This is a genomic window from Nocardia sp. NPDC049737 (assembly GCF_040674755.1).
Lineage (GTDB): Bacteria > Actinomycetota > Actinomycetes > Mycobacteriales > Mycobacteriaceae > Nocardia.
The window spans coordinates 90,177-114,676 of record NZ_JBFANH010000017.1; the positions used below are offsets into that span (position 1 = coordinate 90,177).

At 65.5% G+C, this 24,500-nt stretch carries 23 protein-coding genes; 13 read left to right on the forward strand and 10 right to left on the reverse strand.

Translation table 11 applies throughout. The features are described from left to right. The first annotated feature begins 591 nt into the window (after positions 1-591). A complete protein-coding gene (locus AB0J47_RS22980) occupies positions 592-1,422 on the forward strand; it encodes a hypothetical protein (RefSeq protein ID WP_364349302.1) in 831 nt (276 codons plus the stop codon). Between the two features lie 270 nt (positions 1,423-1,692). Beyond that, on the forward strand, positions 1,693-2,433 hold the full coding sequence (locus AB0J47_RS22985; protein WP_364349305.1) for a hypothetical protein: 741 nt from the start codon (positions 1,693-1,695) through the stop codon (positions 2,431-2,433). 357 nt (positions 2,434-2,790) lie between these two features. Here the strand turns inward: AB0J47_RS22985 and AB0J47_RS22990 are convergent, their stop codons facing one another. Further along, positions 2,791-3,714 carry an alpha/beta hydrolase gene (locus tag AB0J47_RS22990; RefSeq protein WP_364349308.1) on the reverse strand — a complete coding sequence of 308 codons (924 nt, stop codon included), beginning with the start codon at positions 3,712-3,714 and terminating at the stop codon, positions 2,791-2,793. Between the two features lie 70 nt (positions 3,715-3,784). Between AB0J47_RS22990 and AB0J47_RS22995 the strand changes: the two genes are divergently transcribed. Next, complete coding sequence (locus AB0J47_RS22995) at positions 3,785-4,261, forward strand: MarR family transcriptional regulator (RefSeq protein ID WP_364349311.1); 477 nt, start codon at positions 3,785-3,787, stop codon at positions 4,259-4,261. Between the two features lie 397 nt (positions 4,262-4,658). Here the strand turns inward: AB0J47_RS22995 and AB0J47_RS23000 are convergent, their stop codons facing one another. The 5 genes from AB0J47_RS23000 to AB0J47_RS23020 all read right to left on the reverse strand — a co-directional run bounded on the left by AB0J47_RS23000 (position 4,659) and on the right by AB0J47_RS23020 (position 8,801). Further along, positions 4,659-5,108 carry a hypothetical protein gene (locus AB0J47_RS23000; protein ID WP_364349314.1) on the reverse strand — a complete coding sequence of 150 codons (450 nt, stop codon included), beginning with the start codon at positions 5,106-5,108 and terminating at the stop codon, positions 4,659-4,661. Next, positions 5,105-5,605 (reverse strand): DUF6301 family protein, encoded by a 501-nt coding sequence (locus AB0J47_RS23005; RefSeq protein WP_364349317.1) that lies wholly within the window; start codon positions 5,603-5,605, stop codon positions 5,105-5,107. The genes AB0J47_RS23000 and AB0J47_RS23005 overlap by 4 nt, the downstream gene beginning before the upstream one ends. A gap of 349 nt (positions 5,606-5,954) precedes the next feature. Further along, positions 5,955-6,209: a hypothetical protein gene (locus AB0J47_RS23010; RefSeq protein WP_364349320.1), complete on the reverse strand. Its 255-nt coding sequence runs from the start codon at positions 6,207-6,209 to the stop codon at positions 5,955-5,957. A gap of 441 nt (positions 6,210-6,650) precedes the next feature. Then, the gene (locus AB0J47_RS23015) at positions 6,651-7,382 is read right to left on the reverse strand and encodes a MerR family transcriptional regulator (protein WP_364349323.1); all 732 of its coding nucleotides are present in this window, start codon (positions 7,380-7,382) and stop codon (positions 6,651-6,653) included. A 39-nt stretch (positions 7,383-7,421) separates the two neighbouring features. Beyond that, a complete protein-coding gene (locus tag AB0J47_RS23020; RefSeq protein ID WP_364349326.1) occupies positions 7,422-8,801 on the reverse strand; it encodes a serine hydrolase domain-containing protein in 1,380 nt (459 codons plus the stop codon). Positions 8,802-8,938: 137 nt separating this feature from the next. Between AB0J47_RS23020 and AB0J47_RS23025 the strand changes: the two genes are divergently transcribed. After that, positions 8,939-9,268, forward strand: coding sequence for a metalloregulator ArsR/SmtB family transcription factor (locus AB0J47_RS23025; RefSeq protein WP_364349329.1), 330 nt, complete (start codon positions 8,939-8,941; stop codon positions 9,266-9,268). Further along, the gene (locus AB0J47_RS23030) at positions 9,268-9,984 is read left to right on the forward strand and encodes a cation transporter (RefSeq protein ID WP_364349332.1); all 717 of its coding nucleotides are present in this window, start codon (positions 9,268-9,270) and stop codon (positions 9,982-9,984) included. Before AB0J47_RS23025 ends, AB0J47_RS23030 begins: the two co-directional genes overlap by 1 nt. A 349-nt stretch (positions 9,985-10,333) precedes the next feature. Here the strand turns inward: AB0J47_RS23030 and AB0J47_RS23035 are convergent, their stop codons facing one another. Beyond that, on the reverse strand, positions 10,334-11,272 hold the full coding sequence (locus AB0J47_RS23035; RefSeq protein ID WP_364349335.1) for a DMT family transporter: 939 nt from the start codon (positions 11,270-11,272) through the stop codon (positions 10,334-10,336). Positions 11,273-11,416: 144 nt separating this feature from the next. Between AB0J47_RS23035 and AB0J47_RS23040 the strand changes: the two genes are divergently transcribed. Further along, entirely contained in the window at positions 11,417-11,869 is a 453-nt protein-coding gene (locus AB0J47_RS23040; protein ID WP_063040920.1) for an Lrp/AsnC family transcriptional regulator, read from the forward strand. Positions 11,870-12,420: 551 nt separating this feature from the next. Here the strand turns inward: AB0J47_RS23040 and AB0J47_RS23045 are convergent. After that, the gene (locus AB0J47_RS23045) at positions 12,421-13,182 is read right to left on the reverse strand and encodes a MerR family transcriptional regulator (protein ID WP_364349339.1); all 762 of its coding nucleotides are present in this window, start codon (positions 13,180-13,182) and stop codon (positions 12,421-12,423) included. A 210-nt stretch (positions 13,183-13,392) separates the two neighbouring features. Beyond that, positions 13,393-14,319, reverse strand: coding sequence for an alpha/beta hydrolase (locus AB0J47_RS23050; protein ID WP_364349341.1), 927 nt, complete (start codon positions 14,317-14,319; stop codon positions 13,393-13,395). Positions 14,320-14,888: 569 nt separating this feature from the next. Here AB0J47_RS23050 and AB0J47_RS23055 point away from each other — a divergent pair. Further along, positions 14,889-15,833, forward strand: a complete 945-nt coding sequence (locus tag AB0J47_RS23055; RefSeq protein WP_364349344.1) for an ATP-binding cassette domain-containing protein — start codon at positions 14,889-14,891, stop codon at positions 15,831-15,833. After that, positions 15,830-16,591 (forward strand): ABC transporter permease, encoded by a 762-nt coding sequence (locus tag AB0J47_RS23060; RefSeq protein WP_364349347.1) that lies wholly within the window; start codon positions 15,830-15,832, stop codon positions 16,589-16,591. The genes AB0J47_RS23055 and AB0J47_RS23060 overlap by 4 nt, the downstream gene beginning before the upstream one ends. Here AB0J47_RS23060 and AB0J47_RS23065 read toward each other — a convergent pair. Next, a complete protein-coding gene (locus tag AB0J47_RS23065) occupies positions 16,575-19,739 on the reverse strand; it encodes a BTAD domain-containing putative transcriptional regulator (protein ID WP_364349350.1) in 3,165 nt (1,054 codons plus the stop codon). The two genes, AB0J47_RS23060 and AB0J47_RS23065, sit on opposite strands and share 17 nt — an antisense overlap. 386 nt (positions 19,740-20,125) lie before the next feature. Here AB0J47_RS23065 and AB0J47_RS23070 point away from each other — a divergent pair, with 386 nt between their 5' ends. From AB0J47_RS23070 to AB0J47_RS23090, 5 genes are all read left to right on the forward strand, one after another. Beyond that, a complete protein-coding gene (locus AB0J47_RS23070) occupies positions 20,126-20,770 on the forward strand; it encodes a hypothetical protein (protein WP_364349353.1) in 645 nt (214 codons plus the stop codon). A 430-nt stretch (positions 20,771-21,200) separates the two neighbouring features. Next, the gene (locus AB0J47_RS23075; RefSeq protein WP_364349356.1) at positions 21,201-21,326 is read left to right on the forward strand and encodes a hypothetical protein; all 126 of its coding nucleotides are present in this window, start codon (positions 21,201-21,203) and stop codon (positions 21,324-21,326) included. A gap of 3 nt (positions 21,327-21,329) precedes the next feature. After that, a complete protein-coding gene (locus tag AB0J47_RS23080; protein ID WP_364349359.1) occupies positions 21,330-21,530 on the forward strand; it encodes a ferredoxin in 201 nt (66 codons plus the stop codon). 41 nt (positions 21,531-21,571) lie between these two features. Beyond that, complete coding sequence (locus AB0J47_RS23085; RefSeq protein WP_364349362.1) at positions 21,572-22,792, forward strand: cytochrome P450; 1,221 nt, start codon at positions 21,572-21,574, stop codon at positions 22,790-22,792. Between the two features lie 115 nt (positions 22,793-22,907). Then, a complete protein-coding gene (locus tag AB0J47_RS23090; protein ID WP_364349365.1) occupies positions 22,908-24,467 on the forward strand; it encodes a protein kinase in 1,560 nt (519 codons plus the stop codon). Positions 24,468-24,500 lie beyond the last annotated feature (33 nt).

Here is a 24,500-nt window from a genome sequence, read left to right on the forward strand (position 1 = left end):
CGCTCGATGCTGTCCTCTGCCAGTTGATCCGACGTATTGCCACCGTTGTGGCGCAAGTTGGGGTCTTCTGCCATTAACCTGATGCGCTCGGTGACCATTGCAGCGTGTTCATCGACGGCGAGGTCACTTCGAGCCACTACCCGGTCGGCCAGCGATGTTGTCCGTTCGGCGTTGCGGCTGTTCGAAGAATCGTGAGACCCAGTTGCCTGTGCTTGGTGAGGCTCTGAGCGACGGTGCGGGCCGCGGTCCACCGTTCGATTTCTATGCCTTCGGCGCCAGGCGCCAGGTGAAGGTCTCCTCGACCGGGGCCGGCATAGCGGCGGAGACGATCATGCCCCCAAAGCAGCGCGCGGGCACTTTCGACGAGTGCGCGCGGCTCCGGCCGCTCGCGTCGGTCTGGAGGCAATTTGGGGCTGTGCCTGCCAGCGGTGGATGCCGACCAGGCGCGTCATCCACGAAAGTCTGCCCAGGAAGCCGACGTGCCGGGAGCGACACCGACCGTTGCTGCCCGTGACGATGGTTGCGGGAATACGATCGGTTCGAGTTGCGGGGCGACGGGGGAGCCCGTTGCGGAATCGAAGGGCTACGGGGATGACCGATTCCGAGCGCGGACCTGGTGGTCGGCCTCCTATGCTGGGTGGCGTCGATCCCGCTGCGCGGCAACCGGATCCGCCGGCAGGCGGCTGGGGCATGCCCTACGGGCCACCTGGCCAAGGATATGGGCCGACACTGTCGTATCCGCCACCATCGACCGGCAGCAGAACGGCTTTGATCGTCGCCGGTGTTCTCGGTCTGGTGGTGGTGCTGGGGCTCGGTGTTGTGATCGGCATCGTCGTCGGCGGTGGCGACAGTAGCAGTGAGTCCGCCGGCGCCTCGGCTACTGCCCGGTGGGAAACGGGGACCTATTCGATGAATGCGATCACCAACGCCTGCGACCTTGTCGATCCCACGCCGTTGACCAAGTGGTCGCCCACGCCGAAAGGTGCGCCCGAGCATAGGGAAAGGCGGCCAACCGCCTACGAGAGCGGCAGCCTGAAGTGCGATGCCGGATACACCAGCGCGACCGCCGGCGAGTTCCCCATGAACAAGGCCGGCATGAGCGTCGAGGCCGAATTCACCAACGGTGCGGCGCCGCCCTTCTACGACCATTGGAAACACGCCGACGTCGCCACACCCGAAGCGGAGTCGGCTTCCGGTGAGGTCACCGGAATCGGCAATCAGGGCTACTGGTACTCCGAAGTCAGAGGAAACCTCGTCGCGAACATGGCCTACGTCGTCTGTGTGCAGGACGGCAATGTCTCGGTGCGGGTGAAGATTTCCCTCACGCGTGAGCAGGGTTCTCCCGCGGTGCGGCGGGAGGAACTCGATTCGATCGCCAGGTCTCAGGTCCGCAGGACGTTGGACGGTCTGCGGGAGAAGTAGACCGGCGACTCGAGTGGAACGGTGCGGACGGTGGCTGGATTACGATCGGGTCGGAGTTGAGATCGACGGGGAGCCCGTTGCGGCACCGGAGGGGCTATGGGGATGAACGATGCCCAGCGCGGACCTGACGATCGGTCGACGCCGGATCCTGCTGTGCGACAACCCGATCCGCCAGTTGGCGGCTGGGGTGCCCCGGACTCGGGCGTGTATGGGGCCGCCCCCGGTCAGCCCGTTACCGGATACGGCCCACCTGGTCGGGGGTACGGGCCAATGCCGTCGTACCCGCCGCCGACCGGCAGCGGCAGAGCGGGTCTGATCGTTGTCGGTGTTCTCGGGCTGGCGGTGGTGCTAGGTCTCGGTGTGGTGATCGGTGTCTTCGTCGGCGACACAGACAGCGAGTCCGCCGCTGCCCCGGCCCCGTCCAGCACCGCGGCCTCGTCCAGTGCGGCTCCGGCCACGACATCCCGCCAGGAACCGGCGCCGGGGATCTATTCGATGAGTGGGATCACCAACGCGTGCGATCTTGTCGATCCCACGCCGTTGCACAGGTGGTCGTCCACCCCGAGACAAGCCCCTGTGCATCAGGAATTCCCGCCGAATAACTCCGACGGCGGCAACCTGAACTGCGCCATCCGCTACACCAGCCCCTCGACCGTCCCCGACGATGCCACCGTCGACGAAGCCGGCATCGGCCTCCAGGCCCAGCTCACCGGCGCCGCGGCCGCCCTCGCCTACGACCGTTGGAAACAGACCGACACCGCCGCCACCGGATCGGGGCGGGCCTCGGGCGAGATCACCGGAATCGGCGCCCAGGGTTACTGGCATACCGCGACCACGGACACCAGCAACGGAATGACCTACATCGTGGGCGTGCAGGACAGCAATGTCTCGATACGAGTGGAAGTCGCTGTCCTGCGCGCGAAGGGCGAACCCCCGGTGAACCGGGACGAGCTCGCCACGATCGCCGAAAACCAAGCCCGCGGGGCGTTGGACGGATTGAAGAAGTCGTAGCACGTTCGCCGACACCGTCATCCGCGTCATGGGCTCGAATCCCGGTACCGATCCACTCCCTTCCTGCTGACCTAGCTCCCTCGAAATGAGGGCGTTGCACCTCGGGTCGCGGTCACCAATCCGGCGGAAACCGACCGCGACAATCTGCCCATACCTGACGTAACGCAGCTCATCGGCGGGACCACGCACCAGGTCAACTGGCAGCGGACAGAGGCGTTGCGGCTGAATCTTGCTCATGCCCAACTTCTGTCAGTACGGTTTGCTCGGGACGTCGGCGGATGGATCGGCGTGCAGCGCGAGTGTTCCCCTGCGAAAGCCGCTCGGTCTGCTACATGGCCAGACGGACGACACCTGGTCTTACTGGGCTGACACGGCCGCTGTCTCGTCTGTGTGGATGTGTTGGGTGAGGAAGAGGGCCGCGCGGTCCAGTGCCCGGTCGGCCTCGTCGAGAATGCCGGCGAAGGACTGGAATACGTGGGGGACGTCGGCGGTGATGTCCAGGATCACGTCCACTCCGGCTGCGCGGGCGCGGGCGGCCATGCGGGTCGAGTCGTCCAGGAGCATTTCGTTGGTGCCCGCCTGCAGGAGCATCGGCGGGAAGCCGGTCAGGTCCGCGAGGATGGCCGGGCTGAGCATGTGCTGGTGCGGATCCGCTCCCGCGAGGTACATGGCTCCGGTGTGATCTAGTGCCTCGCGGGTGAAGATCGGGTCGATGCCCGCCTTGGTCTCGATGCTCTCGCCCGTGCGGGTGGCGTCGAGGCCGGGGGAGAACGCCACGATCGCGGCGGGCATCGGGAGACCGGCGTCGCGGGCGGCGAGGCAGGTGGTGACGGCGAGGCCGCCGCCGGCGGAGTCCCCGGCGAACGCGATGGTCGACGGGTCCTCGCCCCTGTCGAGGAGGGCGCGGTAGGCGCTGAGTGTGTCTTCGATCGCGGCGGGGAACGGGTGTTCGGGGGCGAGCCGGTAGTCCGGCGAGAATGCTCGGAACCCAGTCTTGGACACGAGGTTTCCCGTCAGCGACAGCGCGGTCTCGGGCGAGCCGAATACGAAGCCGCCGCCATGGAAGTACAGGATCGTCCTGCTGCGCGCGCCGTTGCCCGGCTCGATGTGCAACGCGGGTCGGCCGCCGAGCATCGTCTTCGTTGTGCGCAAGCCGTCGGGGACGATCATCTGCGCCATCAGTGCCTTGAATCCGGCTCGGATCGCCTCGACCGACTGTGGACCCTCGGGCCGGGGCTGCCGCAGCATCGTGTCGACCTGTGTCCGCTGTTGCTTGCTCACGCGTTTACTCCTACCGAAAGTACCTTCCACGGCACTATATGCCACGGCATGTAATGCTAGACTACATGCCGTGGCATCCAAAGCGAGCAGTCAGACGGTCGACCTCCCGAGGTTCTTCGCCGACCTCGTTCGATGCGAGACGCGTCTGTACAACGCCCTCAACGATCGTCTCCGCGAGCGACACGGAATCGTCACCTCACAGTTCGAGTCCCTGCGCTACCTGCGCGACCACCCCGGGGTCAGGGTGGCAGACCTGGCCGCCGAGTTCGCCGCAGGCATCGGTGCCATCAGCAAGGGCATCGACCGCCTGGAAAGGCAGGGATGGGTTGCCCGCCAACCGAATCCGTCCGATCGCCGGTCCTCACTGCTGACCCTGACCGACAACGGCCTGCAGCTGGTGGACGCGGCAGAAGCGACCTTTTCCGAGCGGTTGACCGAGCTGATCGCAGACGCACTCGCGGATGCCCCGATAACCGCTGCCGCGCAGACCCTTTCGGAGCTGCGTTCCGTCTTGCAACGAGACCAGATCGGCACGCCAATCGGCTGAAGCGGGACCGCGTTCCACGGATCCTCACTCGGCAAGATCCAATGGCGAGAAACCTCGAATCCGGGGTCAGCAGCAAACATCTCAAATGACCAGTTCGCCACTCGACATTCCGCACCCAGGTCAGGCGCTTGCCTCGAGGACGAATCACTGGCTCAGGACGCAGGTGCAGGGCAACACCTGGCTGTCGCCTCGAGACCGTGCGGTTCCCTGCTGCGCTGTCGGCTTTGGCCCGCCGCCGCACTAAAAAATGTGGGCGTCTTCTATCGGGTCCGCATCATCGGCGGCCGGCTGCAGCCCGAGCCCAACGGCGAGACCGCCGAGTCGGCCTGGACACCGATCCCTGACTGCGCTCATCGGCGCGATCATCGCGAGTCCTTAAAGCTCGGATGACAATCGATCAATCCTGACGCGCCAGCCCGAGCAGTGGCAGGTTGAGGTCGCGTTCGTCCGCGTTCTTGTTCCACGCGGTGTAGGTCAACGACCCCGGGCCGCTGATTCGGAACGCGTCACGGAGTCCGGTCACCACCATTGCCGCCAACTGGCGGTATATGGCGGAATTGACCGGCCACGGCAGCTCGATCCACCAGTAGGGGCCGTGGTCGTCATCGGGTTCCTGCCAGCCTGACTCGGTGATCAGGTGGTATCCCGTTTCGTCAGGCCGTGCGGTGGGTTCGAGGAACTCATCGCCCACTAATTCGGCCAGTAGCTCGCTGTCGGTCTGCGCGAACTGCGCGAACCGCTTGTGGCCTGGAGGAGGTCCCGCTTCTATGATCTTCACAATCGCGCCTGCGGGCAGTAGCGCTAACTGCTCGGCCAGTCGCTCGGCGAATTCCGTCCAATCTGTCATGTCAGGTCCTGCTGCTGTTCGAATTCGATGGATCTATCGAGAGCGGCCAGCGAGGCATTCATTTGATACATCAGCTGGACGGTATGTGCGAGACTGAGATTCTTCAGGCGCAGTGTTGTTTCCGAAAAAGCCCAACGTATTTCTGCGGCTTCCCCCGGCATGCGGGCGGTCGGTTCGCCGAGAGCGCCGGTTATAGCGCCGGTCATCCTGACGAACGCGTCACGCACCATTGCTCGGCCGGTCGGGTCCTCGCTCGCGGAGTCTGTCACCATCAACTCGATAGACTCAGCTACTCCATCGCGGCCTGTCACCACACCGCTGCTCAGCCCGAAACCGCAGTCGAGCATGACCCAATCCGCTCGGGTCATCAATACCTTCCAGTCGAACCTTGCCGCTATCGCGGGCACCTCTTGCAACTGCCACGACCAGTCCAACGACCGCAAGCCCGTAGCCAATTCGACTATCTCGCCATCGGTCAGCGCACGCCATCCCGTCATGGATTCTCCTTATATATCGCCGGATCGGACGGCCGGTACTACGTGAAGACCGGAGATCCGACAATCGCCAACCCGATCGATGTCACGGTCATGGCCGCCGAAATCGACTGGCTCGTCACGCTCACGCGTTGTTACCGCGAGGACCGCGTGCATGACGAGTATCTACGACTGCGGAACCATACCGAACTCGGCGCGACTGTACATGTTTGGTCGATTTGAGAGTGGCGTGGAATCTGGTCAGTGTCTTTCCGGGTGACCGGGGCTAGGGAAATGTGTTAGCTGCTGGCGTAGAGGCGGGGTCATTGGCAGAGGCCTGGTTGAGCATCTGGATCCATCTCGGGCCACTGGATCAGCTGAGGGTGTGTTCCTCGCTCAACGGGTTACCGGCCGCATCGACTTCCGCATAGTCGACGCCGAATTCGAGTTTCGCGTTTCGGCACTGTTCGGCAAGCTCATGTAGCCGGGAAACGGCGGCTTCGACATCGCCATCGATATGGCCTTCGAGGAGGAAGTAATTAGGCGGATTCTGCGGCGATGCCTCATAGCAGAGCAGTTCGAAGTCGTCTGTTTCGTAATGCGTTTCCCATCCTCGGCGAGGCTGCATACGTAGCTCGTCGTTCGAAATCCACGACCTTAATATCTGCTCGACAATTTCTGGATTACCGGTTTCGATACTTCCGTGGAACGACGTACTCGGCACGAATCTGCTCCAATTTCAAAGTTGTAATCTCAGTTACTCTACCGAGCGGCGTCTGGCTTCGTCTTCACCATAGGAGATCGTAATACCTGGGTTTTTGCCGCAGAATCATGCGGATCGAGGGCGGCTGGTAAGCGAGCGGCAACGTGTTCTCGATGCCTTTTCCCATTGGACCCACGGGCTTGTTCCCGAGGCGCGGGATAACGGGTCGATCGCCTGGCTTTCGCGCTGTCGGGTGGGGATGACGGTGCTGCAGCAGAAAAGCGGTGAACACGAGCAAGTGAGAGGATCGAGCGCGGATCGGGGATTGAGGGATATCCGGGCGGATCTGACGCTGAAACGCGAGCGTTACGCGGTAGTGGAATTCTGGGTGATCTGCGCTAGCCGTTCCCAGGCGGGCGAGGTGATTCCTACGGATTCGTTCACCAGGCGGATCAGCTTCGGATCCAACGTCGGGGTTGTCCGGCCTGCTCCGGTGCGTCTGCCGGTCAGCCACCGTCGGGTGCGGTCGGCCAGGTTCGCCAGGCGCGGGTCGTCGGGGGACCAGTCGAATGCTGCGTCGTAGTCGAGGTAGATGGCCGCGAATTCCGTGTCGTTGATGGCGTCGAGTTTGTCGGCGATCCAGCCGGCCGCCTGTTTCGGGGCGACCGATTGCAGCAAAATCCAGAGGTCGCGCTCCATCCGGACTGCCCGGTCGCTCACCCCGAGTTGTTGCAGGCGATCGAGGTACTCGGCGACTTCGGTGGACACGAACAGTCGGTCGCCGGAACTCAATTCGGCGATCCGCTCACGGGTTCGGTGGATCTCCTCGGCGCGTTCGGCGAGCATGCGGTCGATCTCGGCGATCGCCGCCGCGAACTCGGCGGAGTTCGCGGTGAGCAATTCCTTGACACGCGCCAAGGGCACGCCGGCCTGCGCCAGTGTCTTGATCTTGACCAGATCGATGGCGTCTTCGGCACGGTAGCGGCGATAGCCGGAGGAGTCGCGCGGCGGCTCGGGGAGCAGGTCGCGCTCGTGGTAGACGCGCACGGCCTTGATCGTCACGCCCGCATACCGCGCGAGCTGGCCGATTGTGATCATGCGCGTCTCCTTCGAGGGTGTGTCACCTATCCGTGGCTGTCATCGCACCCGGGCGAACAGCCGACCGGCGAGATCAATTCCGGCCACGGCGCCGGATTCGTCACGGGTGAAGAAGCCGCGTTGTCCTTGCAGACCGCCGCCAGTGACGATGTACTCGTCGGCGTCACCGGGCAGCAGGCCGAGAGTAGCGGGTGGCAGGTCGGGCGGCAGTTGGGTGTCCGCGGCGGCACGTATCTCCGGTTTGATGGCGCATTCGATCGTCAAGCCGGTCCCGTCGGTGGCGAGGGTGAGCCGCATCATCTCGTTGTCATAATGTCCGAGGATCTCCGTTGCCCGTGCCCTCTCGTAGGGCAGCGGTTCCGGGTCGCGTTCAACTACGCCGAGGTAGTGTTCGAGCACCCACTTCACCACGGCTCGGTTGAAGGCGAGGCCCGCGTCCGGGCCCGCGTTCGACATCACGGCGACGGCGAAATTCCGCTCCGGCACGACGAGCAAGTCGGCGAACTGGCCATTGGCCGACCCGCCATGCCCGATGGTCGCGACACCGTCCGCCTCGCGCAGGAACCAGCAGATGCCGAACGCGTCACCCAGTGTGCTCCCACGCAGTTGCACCGTCTGCTCCCGCATCCGGTGCAGCAGTTCGGTGGGCAGAATGCGCTCGCCGCCCTCGGTCCGGCCGTCACCCAGATGGAACCGCGCCCAACGAAGCAAATCACCTACGGACGTCACCACGCCGCCACCGGGGTTGTTGGCGCGGTTGTCCTTCCACTGCCTGGCGACCGCGAGCGCACCGTTCGCATCGACGTTGTGGCCCACCGCGAACCGCCGGGTCATGACGTCGTTGACCGCGTAGCAGCTGTGTGCCAGCCCGAGCGGTTCGAACAACAGCGACGCGATGGCCCGTTCGAAGCTCGATCCGGTGACGTTCTCGACGATCCGGCCGGCCAGGTTGAAGCCCGCCTGGCTGTACGACGCGCGCGCTCCCGGTTTTCCGATCAGCTGCGACTCGGCCAGTTTCACCGCGTGCCGGGCTAAGGCGTCGTCTCCTTCGCCGGTGTCGTCACTGAGGCGCCATTCCAACCCCGCCGTATGGTTGAGCAGCCGCATTACGGTGATCTCGTCCGTGGCCGCATCAGCGGCGGCGAATTCCGGGACATACCGCCGCACCGGCGCGTCCAACTCCACCCGGCCGTCGGCGACCAGCTGCATCAACGCGGTCGCGGTGAATGTCTTACTCACAGATCCGACCACGAACATTGTGTCCCGGTCCACCGTAAGCGGATTGTCCACGCTCGTCACTCCGTGGCACGCGAAGTCTTCTCGACCACCGGCCAACACTCCGACGGCGACACCCGGCACGCCCAACTTCTCGGCCGAGGCCGCAACGAATTCCGAAAGTTCCTGGGTTATCTCGTTCATGCCACCATGCTCGAACTCTGCCCCTGGGGCAAGGTCAAGCCCCTAGGTGAAAACTCGCCGACCGTCATACGCCAAGCTCGCGTCGGCGGCAAAAGTTCAGATTGAAATGAATACATGGAAATCTGTACTATTCGGTTGTGAAGACTCTTCTGCACGGTGACGCGCTCGCCCGTTTCGGGCACGCGCTGTCGGACCCAACCCGCACCCAAATTCTGTTGAGCTTGCGCACCGGTCCTGCCTATCCCTCGGATATGGCTGAACGGATCGGGGTGACTCGTCAGATCTTGTCCAATCATCTGGCCTGTCTTCGCGGTTGTGGTCTGGTGGTGGCGGTGCCGGAGGGGCGGCGCAGTCGTTACGAGTTGGCCGACTCACGCATCGCGGCAGCGCTGGAGGATCTGCTCGGGCTGGTGCTGGCCGTCGATCCGGCCTACTGCTCGGCCGCCGACGACCAGGGGTGCTGCTGATGTCGGCGCCGTTGGGCATGCCGTCGCTACCGTCGGCCCTCGCGTTGTCGGGCCCGTCGCCCCAGCGGCGGGGGCTGCTGGCGCGACGGATCCGCTGGTTCGTGGCCGCAACGATCTCCTACAACGTGATCGAGGCGATCATCGCCCTCACCGAAGGCGCTCGCGTCTCCTCGACGGCGCTGATCGGGTTCGGTCTCGACTCGGTCATCGAGGTGTCCTCCGCGGCGGCGGTCGCTTGGCAGTTCGCCGGATCCGATCCGGAGAAGCGGGAGAAGATCGCGCTACGGATCATCGCGTTGTCCTTCGTCGCTCTCGCGGCCTATGTCACTGTCGACTCGATCCGCGGCTTGCTGGGTCTCGGCGAAGCCGAGCACTCGCCGATCGGAATCACTCTCGCCGCAGTCAGTTTGGTGATTATGCCGGTGCTGTCGTGGGGGCAGCGCCGCGCCGGCCGCGAATTAGGCTCCGCCTCCGCGGTCGCCGATTCCAAACAGACCCTGCTCTGCACCTACTTGTCGGCGGTCCTGCTTGTTGGGCTGTTGGCGAACCTGCTACTGGGCTGGTCGTGGGCAGACCCGATCGCCGCCCTGTTCATCGCCGCCATCGCCGTCAAGGAAGGCGTCAACGCCTGGCACGGCGACACCTGTTGCCCCACGCCCACTGGCCTGGCCGCTACAACCGGTGAGGCCGGGCACGAGTGCGACTGCTGTGACTGACTACACCAACCCGCGGTCGAAAGGACTTGTCATGCCATGGATTCCGGATGCCGCTCGCCGCTCGCTACCGCGACGAAATGCAGGCCGCGAAGACCGCCGCCGAGCAGTCTCGTGACTCGACGCGGGAGACTTCTCGTGACCCGGTGAGGGGTGGTGACGCCGTCTCCAACCCCGAAGATCATGGCGGACAAGGGTCCCGGTGACTATGTCATCAGAACGGTGGTGCTTGGTTCCCGCAACCTACTGAAAGGTCTGTTGAAGCTCAACATTTGGGTAAACTCAGGCTGCTGACCACGCCAATCTTATAGCGCCGCAACAGAATCCCGTCATCCTCTCCCGCCATACACTTTCATGTGCACTCGCCGACCAAGGTCGCCTCGGAAACCACGGCTTTCTCGAGCATCGTTCGGCGCTCGATCAACCCGACTGTCACACCGGCGATGATGATCACGCCGCCGAAGACCTGCCCCAACTGGACCGTCTCGCCGTTGACCGCCACGGCACCGAGCACACCGAATACGGGTACCAGGTTGAGAATGTTGACCGCGACGCTCGAGGTCATCCGACGCAGGCCGTAGTTGTAGAGAAGGAAGCCGCCGACGGAACATGCCACGGCCAGGTAAGCGAGCAGCGTTGAGACCGTGGCATCCGGTACCCGCCAGTCCCCGATCTCCAGGAGCGAGGCGAGTAGGAAGCCGGCGGCACCCGCGACGGTCTGGTAGTAGGTGAGGTTCACCGCGTCCTGCCCGCGTCCCGCGTACTTGCCGAGCACGTTGTACCCGGCCCACACCAGCCCGCCGAGCAGCAGCAGGGCATCGCCGAACCAGCGCGCGCTGCCTCCGACTTCCGCCCCGTTGCGCACGACCAGGAAGGCTCCCGCCGTGGCGAGCAGCACACCGCCGACCCGCAGCAGCGGCATCCTGGCCCGGAAGACCACTAGCTCCACGAGCATGGTCATCAGCGGGTAGGTGGCCACGATCAGAGAGGCGTCGGCGGCGGTCGACATTTCGACGCCGATGTTCTCCAGTACGAAGTAGACCGTGATGCCGAGCACGCCGCTCAGGTAGATCATCCGCCGCTGACGGGCATCCGGCCGCGCGACCGGGTTGCGGCGCATGCGCGCCATAATCCCGAGCAGCATGGCGGCGAGCGTGAAGCGGATGGCCCCGATGGTCAACGGCCCGACGTCGGCCAGCACCTGCTTGGTCACCGCGTACGAACTGCTCCACAACAGCGCGGCCGCCACGACGGAACTGATCGCCAAGACCTTGGTCCTGCGCTCGTCCACCACTGAAACCCCTTACTACATCGCCGCCCGACCGCATCGCGGGAAGCGCATCATGAACGGAATACTGCGAGCAAGCTAGCAATTAGTCCGGGAAAATGGGACGCTGACCGAACTAAGTTTGGCACCTTGGGAATGAGACGGAATATGGACGAACTAGATTCGGCGTTACTGCGGCTTCTGCAGCAAGACGGTCGGCGAACCAACCGGGACCTGGCACAGGAGTTGGGCATCGCGCCCTCCACGTGCCTGGAACGGGTGCGCTCCCTGCGTGAGCGCGGTGTGCTGCTCGGATTCCACGCCGAGGTGGACCTACCCTCGATCGGCCGGGGCCTGCAGGCGATCATCGCCGTGCGGGTGCGGCCGCCGACGCGCGCGATCATCGAGCAGTTCCAGGCCTTCGTGGCGCGGATGCCCGAGGTGATCGGAGTCTTCGTGCTCACCGGCACCGAAGACTTCCTGCTCCATGTGGCGGTTCGCGACACCGACCATCTGCACGCGGTGGTCCTGGACAAGCTGACCGTGCGGCAGGAACTCGCGGACGTACGCACGTCGGTGGTCTACGGGCACCTGCGCAAGAGCGTCATCGAACCGATTTGAGGCCCTCCCGGTCGGTACCTTGCCCACCCGCGACGGTCAGCCTGGCGAGGAACCGCATGCATCGGCGACTGAGAGGGCCGCTCTGGTCTAGCCCGCTGTCTGGGTGCACCGCGGCGCGTTGCGGCCTGACCCGGCGGAGGTGTGTCCAGGGCCTGGGTCGTGCGGGATCTGATTCCGGTTGTGCCACCGTTCGTGAACGAAGACAACGTCGCCGCGATCCGGAATCTGGCGGGTTCGGCCACACCGATGGCTCTGCGGGTCGCGGTTACCCTGGGGCTGCCGGACCGACTGTGTGGTGACGGGGCCGCCGTCGAGGAAGTTGCGACGGAACTCGACCTGTCACCGATGACGCTGGAACTTCTTCCGGGTCATCTTGCGGCCCTTGGGAATATCGAGCGTGCTGTAGGACCACCGACTACGGGGCGGTGCTGTGTAGGGATGCCGACAACGGTCTGGTCAACCTGCTGCACCTGGACATGCCCGGTGGGCGCGCTGAGTTGGCGTTCGTCGAAATCCTGCACCTACTGTCGGAGATGACCTCGGTGTCGGCTTCAGCTGTGGTGCTCGGTGGTTCGGCGGCGCTCGGCGCGGTGGGTGAGAGCCTCGATGATGCGTTGCCATGCCGGTGACGCTTCGGAGATCCGGGAAGAGATCAGCTGCAGGCTTTCTGGTCGACTGCCGTCTCGTTCGTGTCGGATTTCCCATGCGTCCAGGTCGTCGATGAGTTGGTCCAGGCGTGGATCGTGTGGCTCCCAGTCGACTGCTTGATCGCAGGCGAGATACAGCCGCGTCGTCTCGGGGTCGTCGAGGTCCGCGGTCTTTTCCCGTATCCGCTGCGGCATGGCCTGCGGGTCCAGCGCCTGCAGCAGGATCCACGAGTCGCGCTCGGCTCGTACTCTTCGTTCGCCGACGCCGAGACTGCGCATCCGGTTCAGGATGGCGACCACCTCGGGGGGTAGGACGAGGCTTTCACCGCTTGCCAGGTCGGCGATGCGGCTGCGGTATTCGGTGAGTTGGTCGATCTTGCGCTGCAATTCGGCGTCGATGTCGGTGATGGCCGCGGCGAATTCGGTCGGCTGGGCATGCAGCAGCGCGTCGATACGGGCCAGCGGAACACCGGCGTCGGCGAGGGTCCTGATCCGGATCAGATCCACCGCGGCTTGCGCGCTGTAGCGGCGGTAACCGGAGGCATCGCGCTCGGGCTCGGGTAGCAGGCCGACGTGGTGGTAGTGGCGAACGGCGCGCACGCTCACGCCTGCGGTCGCCGCGAGCCGGCCGATGGTCAGCACCGCTGTCCTGTCGTCGTCGGGCATGGTCGGGCCGAGTCTAGGCCGATGGCCCGCTGGCGGGGTGGGTGAGCGCAGCCCGGTCGACGACGTCGCGGATTGCCTGGACCACGGCGTCGGGGCGGTCGAAGCAGAGCCGGTGGTGCAGGGTGTCGGAGAGGATGCGTTGTTCCCTGTGCGAGACCGCGCCCATGCCGCGTCCACTCTCGTCCGTCGTCGGGCATGGTCGTGCCGAGTTCAGGGGGATGGCACGCTGGCGGGGTGGGTGAGCGCCGCCTGGTCCACGATGTCGCGGATTGCCTGGACCACGGCATCGGGGCGGTCGAAGCAGAGCCGGTGGTGCAGGGTGTCGGAGAGGATGCGTTGTTCCCCGTGCGAGACCGCGCGCACCAGCGCCGCGTCCATTCTCGCCTTGGCGTCGTTCATCTCCTGCGAGGTCAGCGACTGCTGGGCGGGGTCGTTGCCCACGACGGTGAGCGCGACCACCGGGACATCGGGGATGTTCGGTCCCGTTCGCAGTTCGGTGGCGAGATCGGTCAAGCCGGCACGTTCGGCGATGCCGATCCGCATCCATTCGTCGCTCGCCTTGGCATCGATCAGCGGTTGCCGTATGTGCTCGGGATAGTCCGCGAGCAACTCGGCGCGCAGCGCGCGCAGCGCCGGGCGCATCTGCCGGAGTTGCTCCGGATCAGCTGCCATCTGCTCGGCCGCGGCCAGACTCGCTGTGGGCGGCATGAAGTCGTCCCAGTCGCGGTGCAGCGCGTCCATCCAGACCAGTCCCGCCACGTCCCGCGGGTACAACTGCGCGAACCGATGCGCGTAGAAGCCGCCGAGGGAGTGTGCCGCGAGAACATAGGGAGCGCTGATGTTTTCGGCGCGCAGCAACTCGCGCAGTTCCGTGGCCACCGCGGCGGCGGTGCGCGGCAGCGGCAGGGGATCGCTGTAGCCCGTGCCGCCACGGTCGTAGACCACAGCCGTGGTGAATTGCGAAACGTGTTGCTGGACACCGAAATAGTCCAGGCCGACCGCGCTCGCACCGGGTAGGAACACGACGGCCGGTCCGCCGCGGCCCGACCGATGTACGAAAACCCGGCGGCCGTCGATTTTTTGGAATCCGCCGATCGGCGGAGCGAGCCGAGTCGAGGAAGTGATGTCATTCGTCATGCGACAAGGCTCCAACCCTGACGTAGGGTCAGGGTCAACCCCTTTCGCCGCAGTATCCGAAACACGCTGATCAACGCGCAGCCTGCGACCGATCGGAAGTTCACCGCGACACACGCTGATCAACGCACAGCTTGTGACCGATCGGAAGTTCTCCGCGACACGCGCTCATGCCGGATGCTGCGCTGCCGTCGGAATGAATTGCGATGAATGGAACGGAATCCATGATGGTGAAAGCACCCGCTGCCTCGCCGCTTGCGTCAGCTTCGACCATCGTCAGCGTCTCTGCGATGTGGGGATGCGCTCTTGCGGCGGCCCCATTCGGAGCCCTCCGGTCGATCGCCCGTCGCATCGGAACCATCGCCGCCGCGAGGACATTCGACGCTGCGAGAGTCCACGCCACCACGGGCTGATGACTGGGGCACCCTCGTGGGTGGAGCCGCTGGACAGCAGGGAAGCCACGCTGGATCGCTGACCGCGCCGTATCCGCTGGCCAATCGCTGTGACCAGGGCAAACACCGTGTCAGCTCGGTGTCAGGTCGGTATCAGGCCCGCCGATGACAGTAGTCGCCATGACAACTTCAGCGATTGCGGCGACTGGGCTGCGAAAGGCGTACGGGGACAAAGTCGTCCTCGATGGCATTGATTTGGATATCGGTGCCGGGACGATTTTTTCTCTACTCGGTCCGAATGGGGCCGGTAAGACAACGACAGTGAATGTGCTGACCACGCTGTTGAAGGCCGATAGCGGCACAGCGAGTGTTGCCGGGCACGATATCGCGTCCGAGACCAAGGCGGTGCGCGCGGCGATCGGGGTCACCGGTCAGTTCGCGGCGGTGGATGATCTGCTGACGGGCGAGGAGAACCTGCGGTTGATGGCGGATATCCACCGTCTGCGGGGCGCCGAGGGCAAGCGGGTGATTACCGAGTTGCTGGAACGGTTCGATCTGGTGGAGTCGGCACGCAAGCGGGCGGTGACCTATTCCGGGGGTATGCGCCGCAAGCTCGACCTGGCGATGACGCTGGTCACCCGGCCGGAAATCGTGTTCCTTGACGAGCCGACCACGGGGCTGGATCCGCGTAGCCGCCGCACGATGTGGGAAATCGTGCGGGATCTGACGTCCGATGGCGTAACGATCTTTCTCACCACCCAGTATCTCGAGGAAGCCGATCAGTTGGCCGACCGGATCGCGGTTCTCGACCAGGGCCGCATAGTCGCCGAGGGCACTCCCGACGACCTCAAGCGCCAGCTGCCCGGCAGCCACATCCGGCTTCGGTTCACCACGGTGACGGAACTGGATGCGGCGGCGCGGATCCTGCCCGGCTCCACCCGGGACGACGAGGCGCTGACTTTGCGGGTACCGGGCGACGGCGGGACGAAATCGTTGCGCCACCTGCTGGATCGGCTCGCCGAAATCTCGATCGACGCCGACGAAGTCTCCGTCCACACCCCCGACCTCGATGACGTTTTCCTTTCCCTGACCGGTCACGCAACTACGGAGGCCAACGCACAATGAGCACCATTTCCGCACCGCTGGCCGATTCGTCGATCATGCTGCGGCGCAACTTCAAACACATCGCCCGAACTCCGGTCACGGTATTCAACGCGGCTCTGATGCCGGTCGTGATGATGCTGATCTTCGTGTACGTGTTCGGCAGCGCCTTCGATGTCGGCGAACACTACATCGATTACGCGACACCGGGCATGATCCTGCTGGCCATCAGCTACGGGTTGTCGGGTACCGCGGTATCGGTGAGCTCCGATATGGCGAAGGGCATTATCAACCGGTTCAAGGTTATGGATGTCTCCCGTAGCGCCGTACTGACCGGTCACGTCGTGGCCACCATACTGACCAATGCGGTAGCCATCGCGGCCGTTATCGGTGTGGCCTTCGCGCTGGGGTTCCGGCCGCCGGCGACCGCACTCGACTGGCTCGGCGCGATCGGCATCATGGCGGCGACATCTTTCGCGGCCTCCTGGCTCACGGTCGCGCTGGGAATGGCTGCGAAAACTCCGGAATCCGCGGGTATGGGCGTGGTGCCGCTGATCATGCTGCCGTTTGTGAGCAGTGCGGTCGTGCCCGCCGACAAGATGGGACAGGGCGTGCGGCAGTTCGCGCAGTATCAGCCCTTCACGCCGATCATCGAATCACTGCGTGGGTTTCTTACCGGTCATCCGTCCGGCGGCTACACGGCCGCGGCGCTGGCTTGGTGTGCCGGTTTCGCCCTTGTCGGATACGTGTGGTCACGTGCCACGTTCAACAAGCGAGCGTAGTTGCGACCAGCCCACGCCAGTCCGCCTGGGCGCCCTCGGTCATCGCCTCGGTGAAGCGCGGCTCACCGAGGCGATGTCGTGCTGTCTGTTCGATGCGGGCCACATCCGGTTGGGAACGATCGGTCAGTCCGCGTACTGCGGCACTCGCCGCGAGCAGCCGTATGGCCTGCTCGATTTGGTCGGCACGCAGCGCCAGGTCCGCGATTCCGATGAGTACCTGGGCGAGCAGGGGCGCGTATCCCGCCTCGGACGCCGCCCGGAAGGCCGCTGCGTATTCTTCGCGGGCTTCGTCGAGACCGTCTGCGAGGTAGCCGAGCTGGTTGTGTATCACCGCCCTGATCTGCGCCTGCTCCGCATCGCTGCCCAGCGCGGTTGTCGCGACGGCGATCTGCCGGTATGTCTGCTCGGTGTCGCCGTTCCAACGGGCCAGCTCCGCCTGCTCCAGGGCCAAAACAGCCAGTGTGTTCGGCCAGGCGGACTGATCCGCGCACCGCTGCGCCTCGGCCATCGCCGCCGCGCTCGCCTCCGCATCACCCAGTAGCCAGTACAGCTGCGCCTGCCGCGAGCGCATCCGGACGACATCGTCGATGGTGCCCACCTCGGTGACCACCGCGATCGCCTGATCGAAATACTTGCAGGCAGTGGCGAATTCGCCACGCACGGCGATTCGATCCGCCAGCTCGGTCAGCGCGAACGAAATCCCCCAGCGCTCGCCGATGGCCCGGAATTCGGCTAGCGCGGTCTCGAGATACTCCTCCGCCTCCCGCCCGTCCTGACCGAGCACGATCCGCATCCTGCCCAGGAGCAGCCGGGCCAGTGCACGCACCCAGGGGTCTTCGTCGGTGAGCAGCGGTTCGAACGCGGACAGATACTGGTCCGGCCCCTGCAACATGTGTTCCAGCGCGGCGGTGAATGCCAGCAGCGGGTAGCGGGACCGACTGCGCTGGCTGAACCGGTACGCCTTGTGGATCCATTCGTCGACTTGGCGCTCGTCATTGGGGCCGGAGGACATGAAGTGCACGATCAGCCCGTACACGATGGCCAGGGTCTCATCATCCACCTCGCCGGGCAGGTCGGCGGCCGCGGTGATCAGCTCCATGCCCTCGGCCTTGTGCCCGCTGAGCCACCAGTACCAGCCCGCTGCCGCCGCGAGCCGCATCGCCCCCGGCACGTCCCCGGCCGCGAGTGCGCCGCGCATCGCGACGGCGATGTTGTCGTGCTCGGTCTCGAGCGTGGCGAGCCACTCCAACTGGTCGGCGCGGCGCAGGTGCGGCTCCGCGGTCGCGGCGAGTTCGGTGAAGTACGAAAGATGCTCTCGGCGTACAAGATCCGATTCCCCCGACGCCACGAGCCGGTCCCGGGCGTACTGCTTGATCGTGTCGAGCATCCGATAGCGCGGCCCACCGGGCGAGCCGGCGGGAGGAGCACTGTCCGCCACAGTGAGCAGCAGCGATTTCTCGGTCAGCGCGGTCAGCAGCTCCAGCACCTCCCACCGCTCGACCGCTGTGCTTTTCCCACCCCCCTGCCCTTCGGGCCCGCCCCCCGTGTTTTTCCCGCCCCCCTGCTCTTCGGGTCCGCCGCCCGTATCCGCGCAGACCTGCTCGGCCGCCTCCAAACTCGCGCCGCCGGAGAACACCGCGAGCCTGCGCAGCACCATCCGTTCGGCGTCGGTGAGCAGCTCCCAGCTCCAGTCGACCACCGCTCGCAACGTCCGGTGCTGCGGGATCGCGGTACGGCTGCCACCGGTCAGCAGCCGGAACCGATCGTCGAGGCGGTTGGCGAGCTGATCGAGGGACATGGTGCGCAGTCTGGCCGCGGCCAGTTCGATCGCCAGCGGTATCCCATCGAGCGCCCGGCAGACGCGCGCCATGGTCGACAGTGTGCGGGCATCGGCCGCGAGATCCTTGTGCACGACGCCGGCCCGGTCCCGCAACAGCTGAACGGCGGCGGAGGACTCGATCTCGCCGGGGTTCGCGTCCTCGGCGGGCAACGCCAGGGGCACGACCTGCCATAACGCCTCACCCGTGATGCCCAGCGGTTCCCTGCTCGTCGCGAGGATCCGCAGCCGCTGACACTCGCCGAGCAGCCGGTGGGCGAATGCCGCCGCGGCGTCGATCACGTGTTCACAGTTGTCCAGGATCAACAACGTCTCGCGTTCGCGGAGCGCCGCGATGAGCCGGTCCATCGGTTCTGCATTCGGTGCGGCGCCGAGCAGCGCATCTCGGAGCCCGAGTGCGGCGAGCGCCGATTGCGCGACGTCACCACTCGTACCGACGGACGCCAGTTCGACCAGCCAGGCCCCGTCCGGTAGGTCGTCGAGCAGCGTCCGTGCGGTTTCCAGGGCCAGCCTGGTTTTCCCCGAGCCACCGGGCCCGGTCACCGTGGTGAGCCGGTGTGCCGCAATGAGTTCGCGCACCGCGGCAATGTCCCCGTTCTTGCCGACGAAGCTCGTCAACTCGGCCCGCAGGTTCGTGTTGCGGTCGTTGTCCCGCGCTCCGATCTCGCCACGCAGCAGCGCGACGTGCAGTGCGGAAAGCTCCGGTGCGGGATCCACGCCCAGCTCATCGGCGAGGGCTTCCCGGGCACGCTGGTACACGATCAGCGCCTCGGCGCCACGGCCCGCGGCGGCGAGCGCTCGCATCAGCGCGGCGACTAGCCGTTCCCGCACCGGATGCCGGGCTACCAGCTCGGTCAGCTCGGCAACCAGCTCCGTACCTCGGCCGAGGCGGATCTCCGTTTCGTACAGATCCTCCATGGCGGCTAGGCGCAGCCCCTCGAGTCGGTTGATCACCGCGTCGACGGCCGCACTGTCCTGCACACCGACGTCCTGCATCAGCGCTCCGCGCCACAGGTCGAGGGCCTCGCGCAGCACCTCGGCCTGGTGCGTGTCGCCAGCGCCGCGGGCTTGGTCGAGAAGCTGTTCGAAACGCACGGCATCGACCGCGTCGGAATCCACCGTCAGCCGGTATCCGCCCGCCTGCACGTCGAGTGCCCCGTCCGGCAGCGCTCGCCGCAGCCGGGAAACCAGTGCTTGCAAGGCATTCGCCGCGTCGGACGGTGGCTGCTCACCCCAAATCCAGTCGATCAGCTTGGCTTTCGGGACCGCACGACCGGGTTCGAGCGCGAGAGCGATCAACAGCGCCCGCAACCGAGTACCTGGTACCTCTAACAATCCCCCGTCATCCACTCGAATCTCGAGCGGTCCAAGCATCCCGATCTGCACTTGGACCATTCTGCCGTGCACCGCAAGTCGTCCCTGCCCTCGGATTGCCGCCGCTGGGACCACCAGCCCGCAAAAGTAGGCGCCAACGATTTTCCACCGGTTCCACGGCCGGACGATCAGCGGTAGCGCACCCTGCGCACAACTTGCCCAGCAAGAAATTCGACCGCTCTGACCAGGCCGAACACCGTGCCGGTTGGCGTGTCAGGTCGGCGTCAGGTCGGTATCAGCGGCGCTGGCGACAGTAGGTCCCGTGAACAGCACAGCAAACGCGGGTTCACACCAACCGATTCACACGCTGAAGGAGAACAGCCATGTACGCATTCCAGACTGCCGAACCGATCGCCGTCACCGTTGATGTGCTCTCGGGCAATGTCACGGTCAACGCATCCGACCGTACCGACACCATTGTCGAGGTCCGGCCGGCCGATGCATCCAAGAAGGGAGACGTGCGCGCCGCCGAACAAACCCAGGTCGATTTCAGTGATGGCACCCTGACCGTCAAGACGCCGAAAGACTGGCGCACCTACACCCCGTTCGGCGGCAACCCGTCGATCGAGGTGATCATCGAGGTGCCCACCGGCTCCCGGCTCGAGGGCACCGCCGGTGTCGGTCGATTGCTGGGCACCGGTGAACTCGGACAGTGCGACCTCGAGATCGCCGCCGGCGACATCATCATCGAGCGTCCGCGCGATTCGGTGACCGCGAAAACCGCCAAGGGCAATATCCGCATCGGCGAAGCATCGCGCGGGGTGGTGCGGCTGGAGACGTCCATGGGCGAATTGGAGGTAGGTATCAGCCCGAGCAGCGCGGTCCGGGTGGAGACCAATGCCCAGCACGGCACCGTGCAGAACCAGATGCAACCGGTCGACCGGCGTGAGCACAACGAGGACACGGTGCAGGTGTACGCGCGTAACTCCTACGGCAACATCATCATTCGGCACGCCATCGCGGCGTAATGTACCCGGCTCTGTCGACACTTGACCGGCGGCACGATGCCACCTCGGCGTCGTGCGCCGGGATCGGTCGGCTCTCCTGCGGTCGCAGGTTGAGTCGCGGCCAGTGCACGCCAGCTCGCGTGCGAACTTCCCGGTCGCCTCGGCGACGGCAACTCCCTATCCGAAATGATCTCAGCGCGGTGTACAGCCGGAGGGCGGTGCACCCATGGCCCCACGGTGCGCGGGCATCGAATGGCACACCGTCCACGGACATCGCGCCGCGGACAGCTGGCGCCAAGCGCGTGGCGGGTTGCACGACACACAGCCATTGCACGAGCGCGCGGCCGTCATCACGGCCAACGGGCATCGCGCGGCGTCCGGTGTGACCAGGTCGAACGCCGTGTCAGGCCGATGTCAGCTCGATATCAGGCGGCCTGGCGACAGTGTTCATGTGAATAGTTCAGCAATTTCAGCTTCCGGGCTGCGGAAGGCATACGGCGACAAGACGATCCTCGACGGTATCGGGCTGGGCACGTACGCGCTCATCAGCGGCCCGGTCATTTCGAAGAAGGGGTAACCGATGGAACTCAGGGTGGACCGGGAACGCTGCATCGGCGCCGGCATGTGCGTACTGACCGCGCCCGGAGTATTCGACCAGAACGACGAGGACGGCCGAGTGGTGCCACTGGACACCACACCCGCACCCGAGTGGGAGTCGGCCGTCCGCGAGGTCGCCCAGATCTGCCCGTCCGGCGCGATCACCATCGTCTCCGGCGACTAGACCCTGCCAATTCATCCCTATTACCTGATCAGGAAAACCCGATGACTCAAACGGTTCCCGTCCCGCACGGCCTCCCCATGGAACGCAATGCGGGCCCCTTCGCCCCGCCCCGCGAGATCACCCGGCTGCGCGAGGCTCGCCCGGTCAGCCCCATGCTCTTCCCCGATGGTCACGAGGGCTGGCTCGTCACCGGCTACGACGCGGTCCGCAAGCTCATGGCCGACACCCGGTTCAGCTCCCGCCAGGACATCGGCATTGTCCACGTGCCGTACGAAACCCCCGGCATGCCCGCCGCCACCGAACCGTCCCCGCAGATCCCCGGCTTGTTCATCGCCATGGACCCGCCGGACCACACCCGCCTGCGGCGCAAGCTCACCGGCGCCTTCACCGTCAAACGGATGAAGCAGCTCGAAGAGCACATCATCGAGATTACCGAGCGGCAACTGGACGAGATGGCGCGCCTGACCCCGCCGGTCGACCTGGTCAAGGCATTCGCACTGCCGGTGCCCTCGCTGGTGATCTGCGAACTGCTCGGTGTCCCGTACGCGGACCGGGAAACTTTCCAGGTCAACTCCGCCCAGTTCTTGGTCAAGGACCAGACGCTGGAGGAGAAGATGGCCGCGTTCGGCGCGATGAACACCTACCTTGCCGAACTGGTCACGCGTAAACGCGCCGAACCCGGCGACGACCTACTGTCGGATCTGGCCCGCCATGACGACCTCAGCATCGAGGAGCTGGTAGGCATCGCCTTCCTGCTGCTGCTCGCGGGCCACGAGACCACCGCGAATATGTTGGCGCTCGGCACCTTCGCGCTCCTGGAACATCCGGACCAGCTGGCCGAATTGCGTGCCGACCCGGATCTGGTCCCCGATGCCGTCGAGGAACTCATGCGCTACCTGTCCGTCGCCGACATCTTCTATCGCTACGCCACCGACGACATCGAACTCGGCGGCGAAACAATCGGCAAGGGATCGACCGTCGTCGTCTCGCTGCTGGCCGCCAACCGTGACCCCCAGCGCTTCGACGAGCCCGACACGCTGGACGTGCACCGTAAGGCCCGCGGTCTCGTGTCCTTCGGCCACGGCATCCACCAGTGCCTCGGCCAGCAACTGGCCCGCATCGAAATGCGCGCCGGTTTCGCCGGGCTGCTGCGTCGCTTCCCGACCCTCGCCCTCGCCATCCCCGCCGACGAGGTGAAACTCAGGACCGACATGAATATCTACGGCGTCCACGAACTGCCGGTCACCTGGACTGCCCGGTAAAACCGTCGGCCGAGCTGCTCAGGGCGGGGATCCGGCGGATCCCCGCCCTGAGGGCACGAGCGCACCGGGTCTCCCCGGCTGCCGGGGCAGCGCTACGCAGCGATACGGTCAGGGTGTGTCGGTGCAGAGCGCTGGCGGCTCGTTCGGGAACTACCACCTCGAACACTTGGTGGGTCGTGGCGGTATGGGTGAGGTGTGGTTGGCGCGCGACCGCACCGGCAGCATCGTCGCGTTGAAGGTGTTGTCCGCGGCGTATTCCGCCGATCCGGCCTATCGACGCCGTTTCGAGCGGGAGGCCCGGCTGGGCGCCCAGGTGCGCAACCCGCACATCGTGCCGATCCGCGCCTTCGGCGAGGTCGATGGTCATCTGTTTTTGGAGATGGTCTACATCGAGGGCATCGATCTGGCCACGCGGCTGCGCTCGGGTGCACTGGTGCCGACTCGGGCGGTCGAGGTCATCGCCCAGGCCGCGGAGGCGCTGGATGCCGCACATGCGGCCGGGCTTGTTCATCGGGATGTCAAGCCGGGCAATATCCTCGAAGACACCAGCGGTTTCGTGTATCTGATCGACTTCGGTATCGCCCGCGCCGCCGACGGCAGCGCTCTCACGGCCACCGGCTTAGTGGTGGGGACCTTGGGCTATATGGCGCCGGAACGGTTCACTGGTACGGCCGATGCCCGCTCGGATGTCTATTCGCTGGCTTGTGTGCTGTATGAAACCCTTACCGGGAAGCTGCCATATGGTGACGGCGATCCGGCACGGCAGATGCATGCGCATTTGATGTCCGAACCTCCGCGTGCGTCGCGGGCGGTCGAAGGTATCCCGCCAGCACTGGATGCTGTTATCGCCCGCGGTATGGCCAAAGAACCGGGGGAACGCTACGCCAGCGCGGGGGGATTCGCCGCCGCGGCAGGTGCGGCCTTGGGTGGGCCCGCATCGGAGCTCCCGGCCCCGCCGGTCGCGGCCCCTGTGACATCGGGCGGTCCGACCCGCGTCATGACCGCCGTCGGCCCGCCCCCGACCTTGGCCGAGCCCCGGCCGGCGCCGCGAACGCACGAGCCCCGCACAGTCTCACCTGCAGCGGCCGCGCACCCTCGGCGAAAGCTGCTGGCGCGCTGGTGGTTACCGATCGCCGCCGGGCTGGCACTTGTCGCCGCGGCGGCACTGTGGCTGCTGAGCGGCGTCCTCGGCTCCGACTCAGCTCCAGCCACCACGACGTCCGCTGTTGCCTCGACCAATTCGCTGCCGCCCTCGACCGGTGGACAATCCCCGGTTCCGGCCGGTGCGGTGCGCGACGGGAACTTCGCTTTCACCATCACCGGGGTGGTATCCAACGTGAGCCGCACCGGGTCGGCGAGCCCGGGCGGTTCCTACACCATCGTGACGCTGACGGTCACCAACGTCTCCCAACACGGCCAAGGCTTTCGCATCGCCGATCAGCGCCTGATCACCGCCGCGGGCCGCACCCTCACCCCCGACGCGACGGCGACCACCGAACTGAGCAATGCCGTCGACCCGATCGATCCCGGCAGTTCCCGCACGATCCGGCTGGCCTTCGACCTACCTGGCAAGGATAAGAACGGAAAGAAAAACGACAAGAAGAACGACGCCCCGAGCCAGCTGGTCCTACATGGTGCCCCGTCGTCCTCCGGCGTGACCATGTCAGTCGGGTAACTGCGAGCCGATCGCCCGCGACGCGTCGATACC